Here is a 16,076-nt window from a genome sequence, read left to right as displayed (position 1 = left end):
GCAAATGGAGCGAACTTGGAATGCAAAACACAATTGATGCTTATGAATGCGAAGTTTTTTCGGGGAGCATAATTCCGATCGAAACAAGATGTTCTGTGGAATTATCGGTGAAAACCCTCCGTTTGGCGTAGACTGGAGCGCCGCGCTAAGTCACGCGTCCCTCCTGCCACAAATTTTGGGAATTACAGCCTATCCTGGCGCACAATCTCGTTTGCAGAAGAACAAATTGTCTTATATTACGATGAAACGATTCTAGTATTTCGACGTGCGGTCCGCATACATTCGAAGGTCTCGCGGCAGCATCGCACCGGTACCAACGCCCCCGAACAGCAATCGGCCATTCACGTGATCATAGAAGAAAACACGACGGGCGAAGCGCCCGCTACCACAGACGGCCTGTGCACCACCCCTGAAACCCGCCCGAGCCTCATGATGGCGCTCTTGCGGGCGCGGGAAGCCGTCATGCGGCAACTTCGACCGGCGCTCCGGTCGCATGGCCTCACCGAACAGCAATGGCGGGTGTTGTGCCAGTTGGTCGCCAGCGAGCAGATGGCCGCGTCCGAGCTTGCCGCAGCCACCTGCCTGCGGGCTTCCTCGCTGTCGCGCATCATCAAGGACCTCGAGACCCGCGGCTATATCTCCAGACGGGCGCACATGGAGGACCTTCGGCGGACGCTGGTGTCGATCACCCCGCGCGGCCGAGGCACGATGAACGCGCTCGCCCCCACCGCGACCTCCGTCTACGAGGACATCGCCGAAAAGTTCGGCCTGGAGCGGTTGGAGAACATGATCGACCTTTCCGTCGACCTGGTCACCGCGCTGATCGGCCCCAACGGCATTCTCGACGGGCTCGACGAGGACTAGGCCGGCGCTCGGTATCAGCCGTCGAGCGCCTCGCCGGCCGGGGACGTCATCAACACCTTGTCGATGCGCCGGCCGTCCATATCCACCACCTCGAACCGCCATCCCTGCCAGGCGAGCACGTCGCCGGTGGCCGGGATCGCTTTCGACACCGACAGGATGAAACCTGCCAGCGTCTCGTAGTCGCGGTCAGGATCGTCGAGCGCCGGGCAACCGATCCGGTCGGCGACCAGGTCGACCGGAAGATCGGCGTCGACCAGCCAGGATCCGTCGGCGCGCTGGATGATCGTGCTGCTCTCCTGGTGGTCGTCGCTCGCAAGGCTGCCCATGATGGCGGCCAGGATGTCGGCGGCGGTCACGATGCCCTCCACCGATCCGTACTCGTCCACCACGATCGCCATGTGGATCGGCGACCGCCGGAGCAGTTCAAGCACGTTGAGCGCCGGCGCCGTGTCCGGCACGGCTTCGACCGGCTTCATCGACAGCTCGATGTCGATCCCCTGCCCCGACAGATACGCGTCGAGCAGGTCCTTGGCCTGAACGATGCCCTGGAAGCTGTCGATCTCGCCACGATAGACCGGATAGCGGGAGTGGGTGGAGGCGGTCAGAACCTCCACGACTCGTTCGTGCTCCCAGTCCAGGTCGATGCCGATGATGTCGCGCCGCGGCGTCATGATCGCCCGGATCGAGCGATCGCCGAAGCGCATCACCCCCGCCATCAATTCCTTCTCCTCGGGCTCCAGGATGCCAGTCTTGGTGCCCTCCGCGATGATCGCGCGGATCTCCTCCTCGGTCACCGAAAGGTCGCGGCCGGTGTTGAGGCGCAACATGGTGAGAAGCACGCGGCTCGAGATCTCCAGCACGAACACGATCGGCGACGCGGCCAGAGCGACTATGGACATCGGTCCCGCCACCAGCGCCGCCACCTTCTCCGGGTTGGCGAGGGCGATCTGCTTGGGCACCAGTTCGCCTATGATCAGCGACAGGTAGGTGATCGAACCCACCACGATGGCGATCGAAAGCACGTCCGCGACAGAGGCCGATAGGCCTTGCAGCACCAGGAGGTCGCCGAGCGGATCGGCCAACGTCGCGCCGGAGTAGGCGCCGGCCAGGATGCCCACCAAGGTGATCCCGATCTGCACCGACGACAGGAAACGCCCCGGATTGGACGCCAGCGTCAGCGCCTTGCGGGCGCCGCGGCTACCCTGCTCCGCCATGGTTTCCAGCCGGGCCCGACGCGACGAGACGATCGCCATTTCGGACATGGCGAACCACCCGTTGACCAGGAGCAGCAGGAAGACGATTCCGATTTGATAAAGATAGGACATCACCGGACCGCCTCTGGAACGCGCGTCCGGAGGATTGGATCCCGGGGACGGCGAACTTCGCGGGAGATGACGACGCCGGCCGACGCGCGAGGCGCCGGCTGGGAACTCGGAGGCTTGTCGCCTGAGGGCACGGAGAAATGGGTCCTTGGCGTCCGGCTGTGGAAGGAAGGCCGGGTTATAGCCGAACACCCCCCCTCTGGGAAGGCGGCAATCGCCGAACGCGGCTCCGGGCCGTCAGGCGGCGGCGTCACCCGACCGATCTCGGAGGCCGATCAGGTCGCGATACCAGTGGCCGCTGTCCTTGATAGTCCGCTCCTGCGAGGCATAGTCGACGTGGACCAGCCCGAACCGCTTGGCGTAGCCCCAGGCCCACTCGAAGTTGTCCATCAGGCTCCAGGCGAAGTAGCCGCGCACGTCGGAGCCCCCCTCCACGAGATCGGCAACGGCCGAAAGGTGATCCCGCAGATAGGCCACACGCTCCGGGTCGTGAACCGCTCCGTCGGCGCAGGCGTCCCGGAACGCGCCACCGTTCTCGGTGATGTAGATCGGCGGAAGCGCGTAGCGGCTGCGCAACTGCCGGATGAGGTGGCTGAGTCCCCCGGCGTCGATCTCCCATCCCATGTCGGTCACCGGCGTGCCCAGCGGCGGCGGCACCGCCCTAGCCGCGGGATAAGCCAGCGACGGATCGGCCGCGACATGCTCCGGCGTGTAGTAGTTGATGCCCAGGAAGTCGAGCGGTTGCCGGATGACAGCGAGATCCTCCGATGTGACCGCGGGCATCGCGGAGCCGAGCGCCTCGCTCACCCCGTCGGGGTAGCGGCCGTTGAACAGCGGCTCGAAGAACAGCCCGTTGTGGAAGGCGTCGAACCGACCGGTCGCCGCGATGTCGGCGGCACCGGCGCTGGCCGGATGAAGCGACTTGGCATTGAGCACGATGCCGTAGGCCGTGTCCGGCCGCACCGCCCGCATCGCCTGGACAGCCAGGCCATGCGCCAGATTGAGCGTGTGCGCCGAGGCCAGGAACGCCGAAAGGTTTCGCTCGCCCGGCGCGTGCTCGCCGGTGAAGTGACCCAGGAACGACGAGCACCATGGCTCGTTCAAGGTTGCGACGCTGGATAGCCGGTCTCCCAGGCGCTTGGCGACCACCTCCGCATAGACGGCGAAGGCATGCGCCGTCTCGCGCGAGGTCCAGCCGCCGCGCCCCTGCAGCTCGAGCGGCAGGTCCCAGTGGTAGAGGGTCGCGAACGGCTTCAGCCCGCGCGCCAGGATGCCGTCGAGGAGCCGTTCGTAGAAGTCCAGCCCCTTGTCGTTGATGGCGCCCCGCCCTTCCGGGATCACCCGCGGCCAGGCGATGGAAAACCGGTAGGCGTCGACACCCAGCGAAGCGATCAGATCGAGGTCGCTTTCCATCCGGTGGTAGTGGTCGCAAGCCACGTCGCCGGTGTCCCCGTTCTCTACGCGGCCGGGCATGTGCGAGAAAGCATCCCAGATCGACGGCTTTCGCCCGTCCTCCGAGGCCGCGCCTTCGATCTGGAAGGCGGCGGTAGCGACGCCGAAAACAAACTCGGGCGGAAACCTTCGGGCAAGGGTCAGGTCGGACACGACGGCTCGCAAAACATGTAAACGATTACACACTCCTATCCGACGAACGCCCGGGCCGCAACCGATCTATGGTCACAAAGGTCAGATCTATCAAGTCGATCGCAGGCCGCGTTGCCGCGACCCTGTCAGCCCGGTCAGAACACCGTCAGGTCGTCGCCCGTCATCTTGGCGATGGGCGTCTTGTCCGGGCCGCCGACGAACTCGATGGTCGCCGTGCTCTGCGTCAGGTCCTCGCCCTCGGTGAGAACGCAGCCGATGGTGCGGCCGACGGCCAGCTTCATCTCGCTCGGGAGCACGTTCCACTGCGGCACGAGAAGCGTCACCACCATGCTGTCGTCCGACGTTTTCTCGGCATGCTGGATCAGGCCGATCGAAACCATCTTGCCCATCTCGCCGCGGCACTGCTTGGCCTTGGCCGGATCGGGCGCGGCGTGGACCGGGGCGGCGAGGAGGATGAGTGAGGCCGCAAGTACCTGCATCTTCATGGTCGGTCCGTCCTTCTTGACGCGTTGTCGCTCCCGCAACCCGCGATACACCTGGGTGTTCCCCCGGTCCACCCGCCTGGAGGGGCCTATCGCGCAACACAACGACGCGCCCCGGTCTCTTCTGCCGAGGCGCGCACAGGCAAAGGCTGTATCCAGTCGACAATGAACGTATCGCGCCTCAGCGCGCGACGCCGGCACGGACCGGAATCGCCGGGTCCGGAACCTTGCGTTCCACGGGCGGCCGCGCCGTCGTGGTCCCCTTCTGCTCGGCGATCAACTGCTCGAGCAGTGCGGTCATCCGGTCGCGGAAGACGGTACAGGAGAAGCCTTCCGCGCGCTGCCGGATGATGTCCGCGTTGAAGCTCTCCTCGTGCTCCACGAAGCGCTTCACCGTTGCAGTCAGCGCATCCGCGGTCTGATCCTCGAACAGCATGCCGGTAATGCCGTCGAGCACGGTTTCCACCGCCCCGCCGCTGGCGTAGGCGATCACCGGTCGCCCACTTGCCATGGTCTCGATGGGAACGATGCCGAAATCCTCTTCGCCCGGGAAGATCAGCGCCCGGCATTTGCCGATCAGCGCCGGAACCTCGTCATCGTTCACCCAGCCTCGGAAAGTGATGTTGGGTAGCGCCTTCGCCTTCAGCACCTTCAGTTCCTCGCCGCCACCGGCCACCACCAGCGGCAGGCCGAGCCGATTGAAGGCCTCGATGGCGAGGTCGACCCGCTTGTAGGCGACCAGTTGCCCGAAGCAGAGGAAATACTCGCCCCTCTCACGCTGGACTTCGAAGTCCTCCACCGCTACCGGCGGATGGATCACCACCGAATCACGGCGGTAGTATTTCTTGATGCGCTTGGCGACGAACTTGGAATTGGCGACGAACTGGTCCACCCGCGAGGCGCTGGTGTAGTCCCACTGGCGCAGCCAGGTCACCATCCCGCTCATCAGCAGCCGCTTCACCGGGCCGAACCCGCGCCGGTACTTGAAGTACTGGTCCCATATGTAGCGCATCGGCGAATGGCAGTAGCAGATGTGGATCGCGTCGGGACGCACCACCACACCCTTCGCCGGCCCGGACTCCGACGAGATCACCACGTCGTAGTCGGACAGATCCAGGTTCTCCAGTGCCATCGGCATCAGCGGCAGATACGTCTTGTAGAAGCGCTTGGCGTTCGGAAGCCGATGGATGAACGTGCAGGTCACCTTGTGGGCGCGGATCTCCGCGCTTGCCGAAGCCGGATCGTAGACATGCGTGTAGATGTCCGCCTCGGGCCACATCCGGCAAAGTTCCTGAAGAACCTTTTCGCCGCCGCGCATCCCGACGATCCAGTAGTGAACTAGAGCGATCCGCAAATCATGTCCCTCGATGCCCGTCCCGACGACCGCGAGGCGGTCGGCCGGTGCCTCGTGACGAACCGCCGCAACAGGGCGATTCGCTCAATTCCCAGTCTTATTCCTACCTGATTCGCGCCCCGGATCAGGTATCGCTCCATCCCACGGTTTTGTATTAATTCTTGAAGTAGCGATCGTAGTGGATATCGAAGTAGCCCATCGAACCGTATTCCTCATACAAGTTCAACCGCCCCGGGTCGGCCTTGTTGAGGATGACGCCGATCGTCTTCCGGCGGATGTCCGCTTCCTTGCGCAGCGTGTTTCGCACCGTCGAACGAGGCGTCTTGCCCCATTCGACAACCAGCACGAACCCGTCGAACAGCGCGGAGGCCGCGCGCGCGTCCACCACCGGCCCCATCGGTGGTAGGTCGACGATCAGGTACTCGTAGTCGCGTCCGACGTTGACCAGGAAGTTGCGCATGGCCAGAGACGACAGCAGTTCGCTGGAATGGGTGACTGACTGGCGGTCGGACGTCGGCAGCAGATGAAGCCCTGACTGGGTCTCCACATACATCGCCTCGCGGGCCGGGATTCCGTCGAGGATCACCTCAACGAGGCCGATATCGGCCTCCGGCACCACCGACCGGCTGAGCCCGGGGTTGCGCAAATCCGCGTCGATCAGGAGCGTGGATGCGCCCGTATGGGCGATCAGGCTGGCGAGATTCTTGGAGACCGTCGACTTGCCCTCGTTCGGATAGAGCGAAACGACGCCGATCACTTTCGGCCGCCGGTCGACCGTCGCGATGTCGATCGCGACCTTGCTGGAGCGCAGCACCTCGGCGAAGCGCGACTGCAGGCTGTCGAGCGACGCGGCCATGATCGGCAGGATCCGCTCGATCACCCGGTAGGGCTGCTCGCCCTGCCGCAGCGGAACCGCCGCCGTGCCGTGCGGCTCCCCACGCGTGTTGCGCGAGGGCGAACGCGGCCGCTGGGTGACGGCGGTCTGCGTGCCGAGCCGTCCGCGCTGGGCGGCGGCGCCGGTCTTGCGGAACCGGGCCATCAGGTCGCCGACAAGCGGCAGCTTTCTCCCGGTATCCATCTTCGTCGTGTCGGCGAGCCCGCCGTCGCTGGACAGCATCGGCAGCAGGCCGAGCGGCTCCAGGCCAAGACTGGAGATGACCTGCTCGGTGGACCGGAAGCCGCGATCGCGCAACTCGCGGATCACGCCGACGCCGGCCCCGGCGAACAGGCCGAGGATCAGCGAGCCGAGGGCGATGAAGCCCGTGCGCGGTGCGCTTGGAGCCAGCGGAATGGCCGCCGGCGTGATGATTCGCGCCTCCGAGACGGGGAAGGACTGGCGCTGGATGGTTTCCTGGTAGCGCCGCAGGAATTCCTGGTAGAGCGTGTCGTAGGTTTCCGCCTCGCGCTCCAGTTCGCGCAGGTTCACCAGCGTCTGGTTGTTGCCGAACGACTGGGTTGTCAGCGTCGCCTGCTGCTCCTCCAGCGAACGGACGCGCGCTTCGGCGATATCGGCATCGCTCTGCAGACTCTGGGCGATCCGGCCGAGTTCTTCGAAGATCAGCCGCTGGTACTCGCCCATGTCCTTGTCCAGGTTGTCCACCTGGCTGTGCCCCTCGCCGAACCGTCGGGCGATGTCCGCCTTCAGCTTGGAGGCTTTCAGATACTTCGACCGGAGATCCGTGATCACCGGGTTGGCGATCGATTCGGCGATCGCCGCCTCCGTTTCCTGGTTGTCGATGATGGCCCGGATGCGCCGGTACTTCGCGTCGGCGAGCGTCTTGTCGGATCGGGCCGAGACCAGCTGCGCGCTGAGCTGCGACAGCGCCTGGTCGTCCAGCAGCTGGCCGGACGACGACGCGAGGTTCTCGGTCGCCTTGTAGCGCTGCACGGCGATGTCGGAGGTGAGCGCCTGCTGCTTCAGCTCCTGGATGCGGCTCTGCATCCACTGGCCCGTGCGCTTGGTCGCGTCGAACTTGGAGCCGAGCTGGTCCTCCATGTAGGCTTCGCCGAAGGCATTGGCGATCTGCGCCGCAAGGTTCTGGTCCGGCGACGTGAACGAGATCTCGATCGCATAGGTGCGCTGGACGCGATTGACCTCCAGGTTGCCCAGCAACCGGTAGACCGCCGCACGCAGCGTCACGTAGTCCTTGACCTGCTGCGGGATCTCCGGGCCCTCTCCGAACACGGAACCGACCGCCCCGAACACGTCGCCCACGGCCCCCGTCACCCGGCCGAGCACGCTGGGCTTGGCTTCTGTGAACTCCGGCCGGTCGAGCAGCTTCAGCCGCTGGATCACGTTGACGACGATGCGTTCGGACCGCAGCACCACCACCTGGCTGTCCACCGCCGCCGACTCGAACATGAACGGCGCGCCATTCGCCAGGTCCTGCACCGCGCCCGCCTTCTGGCCGTCGATCAGCAGCGTCGCAGTCGCCGTATACTGGGGTACCGCCGTGAAGGCATAGGCGAGCCCGGCCAGCAGCCCGACGCCGCCGAGCAGCCCCACCACCTTCAGCTGACGATGCGCGGCCGCCTGGATACGCGACAGGTCGAGCGCGCCGGACTGCTCGCCGAGATCCGACGCCTGATCGCCATAGTCCAGGGGATCGACTTCCTTGAGCATCCACGCCCTCTGTGCTCGTCTGGACGGAATCGGGCAGCGCTGACGCATGGCGTCACGCCTGTCCAGGTGACCGTAACCCGAGAATCAAAAAGCCGCCGCCATCCTGGCTCGACCGTCGCCGCGACACGAACCACTAACGATCCATGTATCGGACCATAGGTGATTGGTGGGCGGCGCACAACGCTAAGGGTCGCCAAGGCCTATGGCGACAATGCGGCGGCGGCCGGAATAGCTGGATTTCACGTGAATTGCCGAACGCGCTCGCCGGATCCGGCCCGAAATCGGCCGCTTTGCTGCGGCATCCCCGACGTGGCAATCTCCCCGGCGACCCACCGGGACCGACACCGAATCGCCTGAAAAAGAGCCAGAAAGGCTGTTCATGACCGTCTCAACCGAGAGCCCGTCCGGCTTGCGATTCGCCTCCGACGGGCGGTCGGCGTCGCGCTGGGTGCTGAAGCGCGGCGAGCTGTTCGCGCTGGCCTTCCTGGTCGCCTTCGTCAACGCCATCTACGGGATCGCGGCCGAGGAGATCGTCGTCAAGGGCATCGGATCGGCGCTGGCGAACACCTTCGGCATCAGCGCCATCCTCTGGGCGGCGCTGTACTTCGCCGTCACGCTGGCGCTGGGTGATTCGCGCCACGACGTACGACCCTTCGAAGCCGCCGCCGCCCTGGCGACCGTCGCTGTCTCCGCCTTGCCTATTCCCCAGTTCGCCAGCCTCGCCCTGTTCGCGTTCTCCGGTCTTCTGATCATGACCGGCGAGCGGGGGACTCCCATCACGCGCGCCGCCTGGATCATGGCGGCGGCCACCATCCCCATCTTCTGGGGCCGGCGGCTGATGGCCTATTTCAACGACGCCTTCCTGTCGTTCGACGCCCTCCTCGTCTCCAACATCCTGGGCACCGATCGCAACGGCAATCTGGTCGGGATACCCGGCCAGAGCGGCTATCTGCAGATCCTGGAGGAGTGTTCGTCCTTCGCCAACATCTCGCTGTCGGTGCTGTGCTGGACCGTGTTCACCCAGGTCAATCAACGCCGCTGGCGCCCGTCCAACATCCTCTGGGTAATGGCCGCCGCCGGGGCGGTCGTTTTCATCAACACCCTGCGCATGACGCTGATCGGCGCCTATCCGGAGAGCTACGATCTGCTGCACGGACCGGTCGGACAGACCGTGGCGAACTACCTGATCATCGTCGCCGTCGTGGCGATCTGCGCCATCGGAGCCCGCCGCCATGCGCGCTAGGCTCTACGCCGCCGCCCTCCTGGCGATCGCAGCCACCTTGGGTGTCAAGATATCGACCGGCGGCACCCCGAGCGTCCCGGAGCGCGCCGAATCCGCAGCGCGCCTCGACGCCTTTCTGAAGACCGCAGGCTTCGAACCTTTTCCGCTGCCCGACAAGGTTCCGCTCGGCATCGAAGCCTGGCGAGGCGAAGGCTGCGACATGCTCGCCGGCGTGATCAACCTGGTCGGTGCGGAAGACCGGTTGGTTCAGAAGATCGTCCCGCCGGGATGGAGCGCCACCTATGTCTTCGACGGCGCCACCCATACCACCGCCCCGAAGATGGCCGCCACCACGCGCGACTACCTCAACCGGGCGCGTTGGATCTTCGACGAGTCCATCGGGTTCGAACCCATCCTGGTCACCATCCACCAGCCCGGATGCGACATCGCCGGCCTGCCGTGGAGCGAGATGGGCCGGGCCGCCTACCGCCGAGGTGGCTTCGCCGGCTGAGCGTGCCGGCCCGCCATCGTCCCCTCCAGCGCCTCCGCCACAGTCTCCGCCGAGGCATCCCAAGTGAACCGCCGCGCCTGAACGCGGCCGCGTCGCCTCAGGTCGTCCGCCAAGGCCGGATCGCCTGCAACGGCGAGGATCCCGCGCGCGATGTCCTGCGGGCTCGCCGGATCGACGAACAGGCTCGCCTCGCCGCAGGATTCCCGGTGCGCGCCGATGTCCGAAACCACCGTCGGGCAACCCACCGCCATCGCCTCGAGCGGCGGGATTCCGAACCCTTCATGGTAGGAGGGCATCACCAGCAAGGTCGCGTGGCGCACCCAGTCGACCAGCGCCGTGTCGGACACGAAGCCGGTGAACTGCACCCGGTCGCCGAGCGCCGCAGCCGCAGCCGCCACGCCCTCGTCGCCCGTCAGCAGCCCGTCCCGGCGGCCGATCACCACCATATCGAGGTCGCTCGACGCCGCCACTGCCTGAAAAGCCGTCATCAGCCGCGGCAGGTTCTTGTTGGGCTTCAGGTTGCCGATCACCACAGCGTAGCGTCCGGACCGCGGCGGCGGCCCTCCGGCACCGGCCGCGAGCCACGCCTCGCCGACCGCGTTGGGCGTCAGGAAGGTCGGCTGGCGCGGCGGTCCGACCACGTCGGAAAACTCCCGGCGCGAGAAGTCCGAGACGAACATCAGCGCACTCGCCCGCCGACGGACCGCGGCGAACAGCGCCTTGGCGTAGAGCTTCTTGGCGACGCCGAACCCCTGCTGGACAACCAGGTGGGACACGTCGTGGATCGTCACCGCCAGAGGCGCTGGCGCCAGGATCGGCGCGTTGTAGTGCGGCGACCAGACCACGGCCGCCCCTGCCGCCGCGCGCGCCACCTCCACCTGCTCGCGCACCGAGTAGATCCCGGCTGAAATCGTCCGGACCTCGATCCGTCCGTCCGGAACTTCGTCGAACGAGGGGCCGGCGATAAGCCTGAAGGTCCAGTCGGGCCGCGCCGACACCAGCCGGGGCACGATGTTGCGCAGATGCACCCCGATGCCAGAGTTCCGCCACATCCGCACGTCGATCGCGACGACCCTTTCTCCCGAACCGCTCGTCATCCCTCACCCGCTTGCCTGGACGCGCCAACCGGTCTGGCGGTAGTACCCGGGTGCGGCAGCGTCAAGGCAAGCCGGCCGCGATGCAGCCATCCCGACGAAGCGGTCGCAAAAACCCGCGACATGTCCTAGAGCAGGTTCGGCTGTGGGGGCCGCGAAACGAGTTCGGACCGGATGAACGGCAGACGATTCCTGTTGGTGACCGCCCATGACCACCGCACCCGGCGCAAGGTCAACGTCCATTTCATTGCCGACGCGCTGAAGGCGAGCGGCGACGTCGCCATGTTCTCCGCCGGTTTCAGCCTGATGTCGCGGATCCGCGGCCGCGACCCGCGCCTCTGCCAGGGCCTCGTCGCCAACACCGTGGTCCGGCACGATGGGGTCGACTGCTTTCTCTGGCAGACCGCCGTCCACCCAGGCAGCCTGCGCAGCCCAGTGCTGCGCGGCCTGATGGACGTCTGGTTCCGTCGCTATCAGGCCGCCGCCCCGGCGGCGCTGACGGATATGGCGGAGCGCGCCGACACCATCATCGTGGAATCCGGCGTCGGGGTGCTCTTTGTGGAGACGCTGCGCCGGGCCAATCCGAAGGCCCGGCTCGTCTACCTCGTTTCCGACGACCTTGCGACCATCGCCATCGATCCCTTCGTCATCGGCGAGCTGGAGCGCGTCGCGCCGCTCTTCGACTACGCCGTGCTGCCGTCCCCGCTGCTCGCCCGGTCGATGCCGGCGGGAATGCCCCGCTCGGTCTTCGTCCCGCATGGTCTCGACCTCGATCCCGACGCGGTCGTCGGTCCGAACCCTTATGAAGGCGGCATCGACGCCGTCTCGGTCGGATCGATGCTGTTCGACACGAACTTCTTCCGCCTGGCGTCGGAGGTCGCGCCCGAGGTGACCTTCCACGTCATCGGCGCCGGCGTCGCTCGCCCCCCGCGGATAGACCGGGTCCGCTGGTACCCGGAGATGCGCTACGCCGACACCCTCGCCTACATCCGGCATGCCCGCTTCGGCATCGCTCCCTATGCCCGGGCGAACGCTCCCTACTATCTCGCCGACACCTCCATGAAGCTGATGCAGTTCGGTTGTTTCGGCCTGCCGGCCGTCTGCCCCGACTTCGTGGTCGGCCGGCATGCCGGGTCGCGATTCGGCTACACTCCCGGCGACGCCGCCTCGATCGGAGCCGCGATCCGTGCCGCCCTCGGCGCCGGTCCGATCCCGCCGCCGCCGGTCCTTTCCTGGCGAGAGGTCGCCGATCGCATCTTGGATCCGGATTCGTTTTCCGATACGGCTCTGCCATCCGCCGAAGGGGACGCGCCGCGTCGCCGCCCCGAGCCGGCGTGAACGGGGCCCGAGGGCCAGCCGTCCGGCGGGAAAACTGCCGGATTCCTTAACGAGCATCTGCGATAAGGAAGCCGGACCGATCATTTCCAGTGAAAACCGGTCCGTCAATTCCAGAGGCCTCACCGGGAGTGCCGGGTCTTGAACAAAGCAATCCTTGTGGTCGGCGGAGCCGGCTTCATCGGTACCCACCTGCTTCGCCGCCTGAAGCGGGAGGGCGGCCGCGATCTTATCAGCATCGACCGCCGCGACCCGAAGCGGCCGGTCGACGGCGTCACCTACATCAAGGCCGACGTCCGCGATCTCTCGGCCCTCGCGTTCGAACAGCCGATCGAGACCATCTACAATTTCGCCGCCGTCCACACGACGCCGGGGCATCCCGATCCGGAGTACTACGAGACCAACGTACTCGGCGCCGCGGAAGTCACCGCTCTGGCCGAGCGTCACGGCGTCGATGATATCGTCTTCACCAGTTCCATCTCGGTCTATGGACCGGGCGAGGACACCAAGACCGAGGAAACGCCTCCCGCGCCGGTTTCGGCCTACGGCTGGTCGAAGTTCCTCGCCGAGCGGATCCACCGCGCCTGGCTCGACCGCGCGCCGCAGCGCCGGCTGGTGATCTGCCGTCCGGCGGTCATCTTCGGACTGGGCGAAGGCGGCAACTTCACGCGCCTCGCCAAGCTGATGAAGCGCGGCGTGTTCGTTTATCCAGGCCGCAAGGACACCATCAAGGCATGCTTCTACGTGGAGGACCTCGTCGAGGCGATCCAATACGCGCACGACCAGAAGCGCCGCTTCGTGCTCTTCAACGGCTGCTACCCCGACCGCTATACCCTTGAGCAGATCGTCGAGGCGTTCCGCGCGCGCCATTTCACCAAAGCGCGCACCGTCATGGTGCCCCGCCAAGCCGTCACCGGCGCGGCGTCCGCCCTGCGACCCTTCTCCGTCATGGGTCTCGGCATCCATCCCGACCGGGTCACCAAGCTGATCCGGTCCACCGACGTGGTCCCGGGCTGGCTGACCCATGAAGGCAAGGCCACGGCTGGCCGCTTGCCGAGCGCCCTCGACCGTTGGGCCGCCGACAGCGACGGCCGCTTCGACTGACCACCGAGACACAGGCGGGGCGGTCCGCTGGTCTTGAGATGAGACGGATTCCCTCGCGGGGGAAACCACACTAGAAGATGCACCATGCCGCCTCGCATCTTTTCCGGTGAGGCCATGGACCCGCACCGTACCTCAGTGATGCCCGAAGCCCTCCAACCGCCGTCCCGCCTGCGCCACCTGCTCTACGCGGTCGTCCTCGTGGCGCTCGTCCCGTTCGGCTCGGTCACACCGGTCGCGCTCGGCCTTTCCACCACGCTGATCGCTGTGGCCACCGCCGTCGTGGTCGTCAGCCTCGGCGAGAATCCGCATGCCGTCTGGACGGGGCGCATCGCCGCCCTCGTCGCCGTGCTGGCCACCGCCTACATCGGCTGGCAGGCTGCACCCGCGTTGTCCGGCGCCTTTGCGCCGGCGATCTTCCAGGACGCCGCACCCTATCTTGGACCGCTCGCGCCGGCCGTCTCGATCGCCCCGGCGCAGAGCCTCGACGGCATCGGCCCGCTCGCCGCGCCCTTTGCCGTCTTCCTGATGGCGCTCCTCCTCGCCCGCACGGACGAAGCCGCGGAACGCATCCTCCGCACGCTCGCCACGCTCGGCACCGCGCTCGCCGTGCTCGGCCTCGTCCAGCGCTTCCTCACGCCCAAGCTGGTGCTGACCTCCCCGAAATACGTCTACCTCGACAGCATCACCTCGGTGTTCGTGAACCGAAACACCACCGCCACGCTGCTGGGCGTGGCCGTCGTCCTGCAGATCGGCCTGCTCGCCGTAGCCGCGCGCGACATCGACTGGCGATCCCTCGCAATCCGCTTCTTCGAGCCGCACAACCGATTGCGCGCAGCGGAAAAGCGGTTCGCCTACCAGTGCATCCCGTTCGTCGTCAGCGTGATGGCGCTGCTGCTCACGTTGTCGCGCGGCGGCATCGCGGCCACCGTGGGCGCCTGCGCCGTGCTTCTGCCGCTGCTCCAGATCGGATCCGGCAAGCCGCCGCCGCTGAAGACCGTGCTGCCGCAGAGGCGTCGGCACTGGCTGTTCGGCTCGGCCATCTCGTGGTTCGTCCTGGCCCTCGTGTTCCTGGTCTTCGGTGGCCGGGCCGTCATGCGCATGCAGGTCCAGGGCACCAGCGACCCGCGCTTCTGCGTCTTCCCGGTGCTCGCCGACGCGGTGGAGGACAACCTCCCGTTCGGTACCGGTTTTGCCACCTTCGACGTCTACTTCCCCTCGATCCGCCCCATCCTCTGCCCCATCACGGGCATCTGGAACCGCGCCCACAACGTCTTCCTGGAGGGCGGCCTCGGCCTCGGATGGATGTTCCCGGTGATCGCGCTGGCCGTGGTGCTCGGCCTGGGCGCGGCCTATGTGCGCGGCCTGATCGTTCGCCGACGGTACCGTTGGGCTGGCGCCACGGGCCTGTCGGTGACGGTCCTGGTCGCCCTTCACAGCCTCGTCGACTTCTCGCTCCAGATCCACGGCCTGGCGGTCTTCGTCGCGGCCGTACTCGGCGCGACCGCAGGCGCCGCCCTCGGCGAGACGGGGTTTCGCGCCGAGCACGAGCGCAAGGCGGTCGCCCGCTCACCCGGCACGCCCAAGCCGGTTCGCGACGTGTCGCGCCGGGCGATCGCCGCGGCCGAAGCCGCCCGCCTCGCCGCCGAGCGTTCCCCGCAGGATCCCCCAACCGCCCCTTCCGGGACCGCGATCACCGATGCCGACCTGGACGCGCTGATTTCGACCGCGGCCGCCGACACGAAGCGGCCGGAGCCGGAGCCGGCGCCGGCCCCTGCGGATCCAGCACCCAAGACCGCGGACCCCGCGCCCGACGCCGCGCCTGTGCCAACGCCGACGAAGCCGCCTCCCCGCTTCACCGCACTCGCTCGGGCCATCGGCGTCGCACTTTGCCTGCTTCTGGCCTGGCACGCCGGCACCCGCTTCCTGGAGGACGGCCGCACCGCCAGCCTGCGCAAGCTCTCCGACGCGCTCTGGCGCGACAGCCTCGTGCCGCCGGAGGTGATCGCCGAGTTCGCCGCCGGGGCCGTGCAAGCTGGCACCACCTCGTGCCGGCCGACGGTCGCCCGCCCCGCCATGATCGTCCAGCTCGCCCACCTGCAGCTCCAGGACGAAGCCAAGGACTACGACCGCTGGGCCAAGGCGCTCGACGACACCCGCGCCGTGCTCCGCCACAGCCTCGCCTGCAACCCCACCAACGGCGACGCCTGGGCTCGTCTTGCGATGGTGGAGAACGTGATCGCCGACAACCCCGAGCGCATGGCGCGCCTGATGGCGCTGTCCGTGCGCAACGCCCCCTACGAACCCGCAGCCATCTACGCGCGCCTGGAGTTCTGGAGCACCGCCCGCCGCGTCCACTACGAAGCCGCGCGCGCCTCCTTCATGCACGATCTGCGGGTCGCCATGCTGCGGATCGACCTGAAGGACACCCGCAAGATCGTCGACAAGCTGCCGCCCGACGCCCTCCCCTATATCGCCGAGGTCGGCCGCGAGGCGAGCTACGACCGCGCGCGCTGGATGGCAAGGCACGGGATCGAGCTCCCGCGGCCGCGCCTCTGATCGG

General features: G+C 66.9%; 12 protein-coding genes. 6 read left to right on the top strand and 6 right to left on the bottom strand.

Annotated elements, in window-relative coordinates:
* Window positions 1-429 precede the first annotated feature (429 nt).
* Window positions 430-864, top strand: a complete 435-nt coding sequence (gene hpaR, locus HZ321_RS15035) for a homoprotocatechuate degradation operon regulator HpaR (protein WP_342343858.1) — start codon at window positions 430-432, stop codon at window positions 862-864.
* Between the two features lie 14 nt (window positions 865-878).
* Here hpaR and HZ321_RS15030 read toward each other — a convergent pair whose 3' ends face one another.
* From HZ321_RS15030 to HZ321_RS15010, 5 genes are all read right to left on the bottom strand, one after another.
* On the bottom strand, window positions 879-2,189 hold the full coding sequence (locus tag HZ321_RS15030; protein WP_181703197.1) for a hemolysin family protein: 1,311 nt from the start codon (window positions 2,187-2,189) through the stop codon (window positions 879-881).
* A gap of 234 nt (window positions 2,190-2,423) precedes the next feature.
* The gene (locus HZ321_RS15025) at window positions 2,424-3,791 is read right to left on the bottom strand and encodes a GH1 family beta-glucosidase (protein ID WP_181703196.1); all 1,368 of its coding nucleotides are present in this window, start codon (window positions 3,789-3,791) and stop codon (window positions 2,424-2,426) included.
* Window positions 3,792-3,925: 134 nt separating this feature from the next.
* Window positions 3,926-4,276 (bottom strand): hypothetical protein, encoded by a 351-nt coding sequence (locus tag HZ321_RS15020; RefSeq protein ID WP_181703195.1) that lies wholly within the window; start codon window positions 4,274-4,276, stop codon window positions 3,926-3,928.
* A gap of 178 nt (window positions 4,277-4,454) precedes the next feature.
* Window positions 4,455-5,591 (bottom strand): glycosyltransferase, encoded by a 1,137-nt coding sequence (locus tag HZ321_RS15015; RefSeq protein WP_181703285.1) that lies wholly within the window; start codon window positions 5,589-5,591, stop codon window positions 4,455-4,457.
* A gap of 190 nt (window positions 5,592-5,781) precedes the next feature.
* Entirely contained in the window at window positions 5,782-8,250 is a 2,469-nt protein-coding gene (locus HZ321_RS15010) for a GNVR domain-containing protein (RefSeq protein ID WP_181703194.1), read from the bottom strand.
* A gap of 379 nt (window positions 8,251-8,629) precedes the next feature.
* Here HZ321_RS15010 and HZ321_RS15005 point away from each other — a divergent pair, with 379 nt between their 5' ends.
* Window positions 8,630-9,493, top strand: coding sequence for a hypothetical protein (locus tag HZ321_RS15005; protein ID WP_181703193.1), 864 nt, complete (start codon window positions 8,630-8,632; stop codon window positions 9,491-9,493).
* On the top strand, window positions 9,483-9,983 hold the full coding sequence (locus HZ321_RS15000) for a hypothetical protein (protein WP_181703192.1): 501 nt from the start codon (window positions 9,483-9,485) through the stop codon (window positions 9,981-9,983). The genes HZ321_RS15005 and HZ321_RS15000 overlap by 11 nt, the downstream gene beginning before the upstream one ends.
* On the opposite strand, the gene HZ321_RS14995 is transcribed toward HZ321_RS15000, so the two are convergent.
* The gene (locus HZ321_RS14995; protein ID WP_181703191.1) at window positions 9,956-11,080 is read right to left on the bottom strand and encodes a glycosyltransferase family 4 protein; all 1,125 of its coding nucleotides are present in this window, start codon (window positions 11,078-11,080) and stop codon (window positions 9,956-9,958) included. The genes HZ321_RS15000 and HZ321_RS14995 overlap by 28 nt on opposite strands.
* A 171-nt stretch (window positions 11,081-11,251) precedes the next feature.
* On the opposite strand from HZ321_RS14995, the gene HZ321_RS14990 reads away from it, so the two are divergent.
* The 3 genes from HZ321_RS14990 (at window position 11,252) to HZ321_RS14980 (ending at window position 16,072) form a co-directional block, all read left to right on the top strand.
* Window positions 11,252-12,415: a GumK N-terminal domain-containing glycosyltransferase gene (locus HZ321_RS14990; protein WP_181703190.1), complete on the top strand. Its 1,164-nt coding sequence runs from the start codon at window positions 11,252-11,254 to the stop codon at window positions 12,413-12,415.
* A gap of 138 nt (window positions 12,416-12,553) precedes the next feature.
* Complete coding sequence (locus HZ321_RS14985; protein ID WP_181703189.1) at window positions 12,554-13,516, top strand: NAD-dependent epimerase/dehydratase family protein; 963 nt, start codon at window positions 12,554-12,556, stop codon at window positions 13,514-13,516.
* Between the two features lie 84 nt (window positions 13,517-13,600).
* Complete coding sequence (locus HZ321_RS14980; protein WP_181703188.1) at window positions 13,601-16,072, top strand: O-antigen ligase family protein; 2,472 nt, start codon at window positions 13,601-13,603, stop codon at window positions 16,070-16,072.
* Window positions 16,073-16,076 lie beyond the last annotated feature (4 nt).

The sequence above is a fragment of the Chthonobacter albigriseus genome (assembly GCF_013839445.1).
In the GTDB taxonomy this organism is placed as follows: Bacteria; Pseudomonadota; Alphaproteobacteria; order Rhizobiales; family Pleomorphomonadaceae; genus Chthonobacter; species Chthonobacter albigriseus.
The sequence above is the reverse complement of the archived record's forward strand: the minus strand, read 5'-3'. Positions and strand labels throughout refer to the sequence as shown.

Excerpts from the sequence above, each read along its gene's own strand:
- hpaR (WP_342343858.1), top strand. The coding sequence starts at position 430 with ATGATGGCGCTCTTGCGGGCGCGGGAAGCCGTCATGCGGCAACTTCGA.
- HZ321_RS15030 (WP_181703197.1), bottom strand. The coding sequence starts at position 2,189 with ATGTCCTATCTTTATCAAATCGGAATCGTCTTCCTGCTGCTCCTGGTC.
- HZ321_RS15020 (WP_181703195.1), bottom strand. The coding sequence starts at position 4,276 with ATGAAGATGCAGGTACTTGCGGCCTCACTCATCCTCCTCGCCGCCCCG.
- HZ321_RS15015 (WP_181703285.1), bottom strand. The coding sequence starts at position 5,591 with ATGCGCGGCGGCGAAAAGGTTCTTCAGGAACTTTGCCGGATGTGGCCC.
- HZ321_RS15010 (WP_181703194.1), bottom strand. The coding sequence starts at position 8,250 with ATGCTCAAGGAAGTCGATCCCCTGGACTATGGCGATCAGGCGTCGGAT.
- HZ321_RS15005 (WP_181703193.1), top strand. The coding sequence starts at position 8,630 with ATGACCGTCTCAACCGAGAGCCCGTCCGGCTTGCGATTCGCCTCCGAC.
- HZ321_RS15000 (WP_181703192.1), top strand. The coding sequence starts at position 9,483 with ATGCGCGCTAGGCTCTACGCCGCCGCCCTCCTGGCGATCGCAGCCACC.
- HZ321_RS14995 (WP_181703191.1), bottom strand. The coding sequence starts at position 11,080 with ATGACGAGCGGTTCGGGAGAAAGGGTCGTCGCGATCGACGTGCGGATG.
- HZ321_RS14990 (WP_181703190.1), top strand. The coding sequence starts at position 11,252 with ATGAACGGCAGACGATTCCTGTTGGTGACCGCCCATGACCACCGCACC.
- HZ321_RS14980 (WP_181703188.1), top strand. The coding sequence starts at position 13,601 with ATGCCGCCTCGCATCTTTTCCGGTGAGGCCATGGACCCGCACCGTACC.